We start from the raw sequence: 6,727 nt of genomic DNA, 5'->3' as shown, positions 1-6,727 counted from the left end.
GCAGAGGGGGGATGCCGATGCGCCGTACGTCGGCCGCGCCGTCCGATCGGAGTGTCACCGGCGAAGTCGCGGTTGGAGGCGTAAGACCCATGAAGGAGGCCTCGCCCAAGGGGGGCGGAGGGATGGAGCGCGCGAAGAAGCGCAAGGCCTACGATGAGTTCGAAGGCGCGCCGATGGCGGACATGGGGATGGACGAGGAGGAGGGCGGCTCCGGCGCGGCGGGCCTGGAGCCCGCGGACGGGCTGCTCGACTACGATTCGCTGACGCTGCCCCCGCCGGGTGCTTCGGAGCAGCGCGGCCGGCTGCGGCCCCGTCCGGCGCACGTCACCCAGGCGATGCTGGCGCTGACGGCCGTGAGCGTGCGGGTGGACGTGTTGAGCCTCGTGGCCCAGGCCACCTTCACCGCCAACGCCGTGCGCGACGTGCGCCCGCCCACCTGGGGCGTTCCGCCGCGCGAGTCCGCCCGGTACTTCGATGCGCGCTTCGACGCGGAGGCGAGCACCGACGTGCCGTCGGACGGCGCGTGGCACACGGTGCCCATGTTGACGCTGCCGGTGGAGCTGAAGGCCGAGTACGTGTGCGTGCCCTCGGTGGAGCCGCGCGTCTTCCGCACGGTGCGCCTGGACAACCCGACGCCGCACCCGTTGCTCGCGGGGCCGGTGGACGTGACGCTGGAGGATGAGTTCCTGATGACGTCCCCGCTGCCCACCCTGGGGCCCGGGGAGACGCAGCGGCTGGGGTTGGGCGTGGAGGAGGCGCTCCAGGTGGCGCGCAACACGCGCTTCGACGAGGCCACGGGCGGCATGTTCGGCAACAGCACGGTGCTCACGCACCACGTCTCGGTGGAGGTGGCCAACCACCTCTCCCGGCCCGCGGTCATCGCCGTCTCCGAGCGCGTGGGCGCGGTCCCTGAATCCCAGAAGGACATCAAGGTCGAGGAGACGGAGGTCGCCCCGCCCTGGCACAAGCCCACGCCCATCCCGGGTGAGGCGGTGGTGGAGGGCGAGCGCGTCTGGCGCGTGAGCGTCCCGGCCGGAGAGAAGCGTTCGATGAAGGCGACGTGGGTCGTGAAGCTGCCCGCCAGCAAGATGCTGCTCGGCGGAAACCGGAGGACGTGATGAACACTTCCATTGTGTTGCCCGTGGTCAAGGTCACCGTCCTGGAGGACCGGGCCCTCATCGAGCGCAGGGGCGAGGTGTCGCTGCCGCAGGGCACCGCCCGCCTCGTGGTGGACGGCCTGCCGGCGGTGGCGGTGGACCGCTCGCTCCAGGCGAAGCTGGCGGGCGGTGTGGTGACGCAGGCCAGCCTGCGCCGCTCGAAGCGGGCCGTGCTGCCGGAGGCCCTGCGCGAACAGCACACGGAGCTGGCCCGCCGCGCCTTCGAGCACGAGCAGGGGCTGCAGCGCGCCCAGGCGGAGGTGCGTCGCCTGGAGGTGAAGCGCACCCTGGTGCAGGCCGCGCGCGAGGACGTCTTCCGCGCCATCGCCGAGCGCACCGGCGCGGGGGAAGCGGCCCCCCATCACTGGAAGGAGCAGCTCGACACGCTCCGCCAGGAGCTGACGGCGACGGACGATGCGCTCCGCCAGGCCCGCCGTCACGAGAGCCGCCTGCAGCGCCAGCACCAGCAGGAGACGCGCGACATCCTCGCGCGCACGCAGCCGCCGGAGCCGACGCTGGACGTGCGCGCGGAGCTGGACGTGAGCCACGCTGGGGGAGGCACGGCGACGCTGACGCTGACGTACCTGGTGCCCTGCGCCGCGTGGCGTCCGGCCTACCGCGCGGCGCTGCGCCTCACGGCGGAGGCGACGACGGTGACGATGGAGTGCGAGGCCGTCGTCTGGCAGAACACGGGCGAGGCGTGGAAGGACGTGACGCTGGCCTTCTCCACGGCGAGGCCCACGCTGGGCGCCACGCCGCCCAGGCTCCAGGACGACTGGCTGTCGCTGCGGGACAAGACGGTGCGCGAGAAGCAGGTGGTGGACGTGTCCCTCCGCGAGGAGGCCCTCCAGACGACGGGCGAGGCCGGGGTGGCGAAGGCCGCGGACGCGCTGCCCGGCATGGACGACGGAGGCGAGCCGGTGACGCTGTCGGCGCCCCATCTGGCGACGGTGCCATCGGATGGCGAGGCGCACCGCGTGGCGCTGTTCACGTTCACCGCTCCGGCCGCCTCGGAGCTGGTGGCGTGTCCGGAGCAGTCTCCGCTGGTGCACCGGGTGGCGCGGTTCGACAACACCGGGCCGTCGGTGTTGCTGGCGGGGCCGGTGGACCTGGTGCGCGCGAATGGCTACGTGGGCCGCGCGCAGCTGCGGTTCGCGGGCCGTGGAGAGCGCGTGAAGCTGGGCTTCGGCAGCGAGGACTCGCTGCGCGTGGCGCGGCAGGTGGACGTGGGCGAGGAGACCGCGCGCATCACCGGCCGGCGCACGCGCACGCAGCGGGTGAAGCTGTTCGTGTCCAACATGGGCGCGAAGCCGGCGGCGCTGGCGGTGGAGGAGCGCATGCCGGTGTCGGAGGTGGAGGCGGTGGAGGTGGCGCTGCTCAAGGACGCCACGAAGCCCGCGCCCACGAAGGTGAGCCCGGAGGGCATCGTGCGCTTCGAATTGGACGTCGCGCCACGCTCCCGGCAGACGCTGGCCTTCGGCTTCACGGTCGCCAGCGCCGCGAAGGTCGCGGGCCTGTAGGCGGGCTCAGGACGTGGAGCGCACCAGGTCCCGCATCTGCTGCACGGCCATGCGCGTGGGGACGAGCCGGAGCAGCGCATCCCGCACGAAGCGGGCGGCCGGGTTCTCCCACTGGACCATCCGGCCCATCCGCCGCGAGCGCACGACCATCTGGTTGGCGCGCTTCACCCGGCGGGCCTCGTAGGCACGCAGCGCGTCCTCCACCGGGCCCGGGGCCGCGAGGCACTCCGACAGCACCACGGCGTCCTCGATGGCCTGACACCCGCCCTGCCCCAGGTTCGGGGTCATCGGGTGCGCGGCGTCTCCCAGGAGCGTCACCCGGCCCCGGCTCCACTTCTGGAGCGGCGGACGGTCGTGGATGTCCGTGCGCAGGACGCGTTCGGGAGGCGTCGCCGCGAGCAGGTCCGCGATGGGCGCATGCCATCCGGCGAAGCGCTCGCGCAGGACGGCGAGCGTCTGTCCCGGTGCATCCTCCGCCCCCATGGGGGCGTTGATCGTGGCGTACCAGTACACCTCGCCATGGCCGATGGGCACGATGCCGAAGCGCGCACCGGGCCCCCACGTCTCGCTGAAGCGCCCGGGTGTCACGAGGTCCGCGGACGGGCACACGCCGCGCCAGCTCGTGTAGCCGGAGTACCGGGTGGGCTGTTCGCCCAGCAGGCCCGAGCGGACGGCGGAGCGCAGGCCATCCGCGCCCACCAGCACGTCCCCCGAAGCGGTGGTGCCATCGGACAGGGACACGGTGACCTGGCCTCCGTCGCCCTGGAAGCCCGTCACGGCGATCCCCAGGCGGACGGTCTCCGCCGGGCCCGCGTGGGCGTGGAGGACCGCCTGGAGGCGGGCGCGGTGCATCGCCACCATGGGCGCGTCCAGCTCGCGTTGGATTCCTCCCACGTCCACTTCGGAGAGGCGGGCTCCGGATGGCACGAGGATGACGGCCTGCTGGGCCCGAGCCCCTTCGGCGACCACCGCATCGCACAGGCCGATGCGGCGCAGGGCGAGCGCGGCATTCATCTGCACCATGAGGCCCGCGCCAACCTGTCGCAGTGCGTCCGCGCGCTCGAAGACGGTGGCGCGCAGGCCGGCGCGGTGGAGGGCGCACGCCAGCGTGAGTCCCCCGATGCCGGCCCCCGCGATGAGGACGTGGCGAGCGGACGGAGACGGTGCGGAAGGCGAGGTCATGGCGGCCTTTCAGGAAGGCCGGCGCTGGAGGTCAACCGAACCAGCGGCCGGAGTCCGGAGCGAAGACTCGCACGCGCTCCAGCAGGGAGGCTGGCAGGCGGGCCTTGAGGGTCGCGTGGACCTGAGCGGGGCTGTAAGCCTGACTGAAATGCATCAGGACGAGGGCCTCGTTCTGGAAGCGGTCCGCCATGGAGGCGATCTCCTCCAGGTGGATGTGGGCCCGCTCCTGCGCGTCGCGCACGGTGCGCTCCGCGTCGATGAACGTGCATTCGAGGATGAGCACGCGGCTGTCGAACAGGGATGGCTGGCGCTCCAGCACGTTGGAGAGCGTGTCGGTGCAGTAGGCCAGCTCCAGGCGTTCGACCTCCTCGAAGAGGGGCTCCCCGGCCAGCCGGCGGCGGCCAATGTCCGCGGGAGGCAGCTCGCGGTATTCGGGCTTGAGCTTGGAGACACGGCGGAGGAACTGGTAGCCCAGCGAGGGCACGGGGTGGTGCGTGCGAAAGGCACGCACCCACAGGTCCTGCTGGAGCTTCGTGGTGTCACCGGGGCGGAGGGGAACGGTGTGGATCTCCGCCTTCATGCGGTGAAGTCGCGCCAGGGCCGCGATGGCCTCCTGGACGGGCGCTTCTATCTCCGCGGGCAGATAGACGAGGGGAGGCCCCTTCCCCACCAGAGCACGGATGCCAAGGAGTGAACCCAGGGCGCTGGCATGGTCCGCGTGGCCATGGCTGAGGAAGATGCGGTCCGCGCCAGCGAAGGAGCGGATGGGGATGCCGGCATCCAGCAGCACCCCCAGCTCCGGCACCAGGAGTGACGTGTACACGCCGCCCACGGACACACCGCGCACAGTATAGGGTCCCGCCTGCACCTCGGTCAGCATGGGGAAAGCTTATGCGGTCTTCGGAGGGAAGGTGCTCGTGCGTTTGAGGCCGTCGTGGACCGTGTGGCTTCTGGGGCTCGCGGTGCTGCTCCAGGGCTGCGGGGGAGCGCATGCGCGCAAGCAGTACCAGCTCGACTCCGCGACGAACACCTGCCGGCACCAGCCCGCCTCATGCGCCCAGGCGGCGGGACAGGAGGCCGTGCTCCCAACAGCGGTGCGGACCTTCGCGACGGCGGGAGGCTCCGCGGTCGCGGCGTTGAAGATCCTGGATGACGCCTTGAAGCAGGAGGTCACGACGGCGCTGGAAGAATGCGCGAACCACGCCCGGACCGAGGTCATTCTCGAACGCCATGGAGGAACGCGCCCGACTCCCGAGGAATGTATGGAAGAACTCCGCGACATACAGGGCAGGACCCTCACCCGGGCCATGAAGCTCGGGGAGGAGATGCATCGCGTCGCCCTGCGCTGTGCCGCCGAGAAGTTGAACAAGCTGCGACCGGGCGGTTTCAGCCTCGAACCGACCTACCTGTATGACCAGGGCAGCGGGAAGACGACGTGGCTGTCAGCCGCTGACGTCGACCGCATCCTGCGTCAAGGACGCATGGGAGAATTGAAAGGGTCCCTTGTCCCCGATGTGGTGCTTCACGCGGGACACCCGGATCAGGTCCAGGCTGTCTATGACTTCAAGTTCCCTTGTGTCGACATTACAAGATGGCCTGATTGGAGACGCTATCCCTCGGGCCATCCCTACGCGGGATACGGACAAGATGAAATCTACCGTGAGGCATTCAACCTTGAGAAAGTCCTTAAAGTTGTCCCATGGTTAGGAGCAGGCCCATGACGATGGAACCTCCAAGGATGCAAGTCATTCGCGGCGGCAGGGCTGTTACGCAAGAGGACGTAAGCATCTGCTTCTATCTTCCAAGATCAACCATGGAGGTCGTTCCGTCCATCTCTTCTGCGTTGCAGATCTATCTCGATGCGATCGGCCCTCAAACCCTGAACCATTACCTGGGTGATGATGGCGAATGGTGGAGATTGGATGACGCCGGCTGGGCGGCAGTTCGTGGTCAGCTTCACGATCCACTACGGGCCTTGGCGTCCCTGACCAATGATGCCCCCTATCCTGAAAAGTATGAATTTGGATATGATGGCAAGGACATACACTCCCGGATATTTGGTCGGAAACCCGGTGCAGTAACTGCCGTGCGATTCGGTCTCCCCCTGTCCTGGCTGAAGACCCACGGTCCTCAGCGGGTCCGGGAACTCGCGCTCGCACTGGCTGCGCCACTGCCCTTCAGCTCCGGGCACGCGGGACTGTCCGTCACGGGCTTCCTGGAAGTGGTGCGGATCATGGATGAGGTCGTCCCCCAACTGCTCCCGCATCCAGGAGTCGACGTCCAGAACCTGAGCCAAACCGCCCTGGAGATCGGCACCCGCCTGCGCGTGCCGCACTGGCTGACGTTCATTGGCGATCCCGCGCTGAAGCAGATGGGCGGTCCGGACTTCCTACGCGCCCAACTTCACGCCCCCGGAACCACCGTGGAGTCCTTGGACGCGTCCCGGGCTGTTGTCACCCTGGGATCCGCCCCGGAGGGGGGAGGCCCCGACCAGCCACTGCCGGCCTACCGCGAGCTGGCCCGGGTCCTCGAACCCTGGGCGTACCATCCCAAGTCCTGCCCGGGGTTCAGCCCCGAGGATGCCTTCCTACGGTGGGAGCGCCGGTTCCTCGACTGAGCCGGCGTCCCTGTTCCCAGCTCAGTTCTTCGCGCGCTCGTACTGGTGCGGCCAGAGGACGTCCGCGTGCAGCTCCTTCGCGGCGCGCAGCGGCCAGTACGGATCCCTCAGCAGCTCTCGGGCGAGGATGACGACATCCGCCTGCCCCGTGGCCAGCACGTGCTCCGCCTGCATCGCGGAGCGGATCATCCCCACCGCGCCCGTGAGGAGGCCCGTGTCCTTGCGCACCTTCTCCGCGAGCGGCGTCTGGT

At 69.8% G+C, this 6,727-nt stretch carries 7 protein-coding genes; 4 read left to right on the top strand and 3 right to left on the bottom strand.

Going from position 1 to position 6,727, the window contains the following annotated elements; translation table 11 throughout:
• Positions 1–89: 89 nt before the first annotated feature.
• Both D7V93_RS34610 and D7V93_RS34605 read left to right on the top strand, forming a co-directional pair.
• Complete coding sequence (locus D7V93_RS34610) at positions 90–1,118, top strand: DUF4139 domain-containing protein (RefSeq protein ID WP_244237683.1); 1,029 nt, start codon at positions 90–92, stop codon at positions 1,116–1,118.
• A complete protein-coding gene (locus tag D7V93_RS34605) occupies positions 1,118–2,677 on the top strand; it encodes a mucoidy inhibitor MuiA family protein (protein WP_120647439.1) in 1,560 nt (519 codons plus the stop codon). The genes D7V93_RS34610 and D7V93_RS34605 overlap by 1 nt, the downstream gene beginning before the upstream one ends.
• Before the next feature lie 6 nt (positions 2,678–2,683).
• Here the strand turns inward: D7V93_RS34605 and D7V93_RS34600 are convergent, their stop codons facing one another.
• Together D7V93_RS34600 and D7V93_RS34595 are read right to left on the bottom strand one after the other, a co-directional pair.
• On the bottom strand, positions 2,684–3,859 hold the full coding sequence (locus D7V93_RS34600; protein WP_120647438.1) for an FAD-dependent monooxygenase: 1,176 nt from the start codon (positions 3,857–3,859) through the stop codon (positions 2,684–2,686).
• A gap of 31 nt (positions 3,860–3,890) precedes the next feature.
• Entirely contained in the window at positions 3,891–4,739 is an 849-nt protein-coding gene (locus D7V93_RS34595; protein WP_120647437.1) for an MBL fold metallo-hydrolase, read from the bottom strand.
• A 31-nt stretch (positions 4,740–4,770) separates the two neighbouring features.
• Here D7V93_RS34595 and D7V93_RS34590 point away from each other — a divergent pair, with 31 nt between their 5' ends.
• A complete protein-coding gene (locus tag D7V93_RS34590; protein ID WP_120647436.1) occupies positions 4,771–5,580 on the top strand; it encodes a hypothetical protein in 810 nt (269 codons plus the stop codon).
• A gap of 92 nt (positions 5,581–5,672) precedes the next feature.
• A complete protein-coding gene (locus D7V93_RS34585) occupies positions 5,673–6,476 on the top strand; it encodes a type VI immunity family protein (protein ID WP_158623934.1) in 804 nt (267 codons plus the stop codon).
• Between the two features lie 21 nt (positions 6,477–6,497).
• On the opposite strand, the gene D7V93_RS34580 is transcribed toward D7V93_RS34585, so the two are convergent.
• On the bottom strand, positions 6,498–6,727 hold a 230-nt coding region (locus D7V93_RS34580; RefSeq protein ID WP_443652007.1), incomplete at its 5' end, for an oxidoreductase.

The sequence above is a fragment of the Corallococcus llansteffanensis genome, assembly GCF_003612055.1.
Taxonomy (GTDB): Bacteria; Myxococcota; Myxococcia; order Myxococcales; family Myxococcaceae; genus Corallococcus; species Corallococcus llansteffanensis.
The sequence above is the reverse complement of the archived record's forward strand: the minus strand, read 5'-3'. Positions and strand labels throughout refer to the sequence as shown.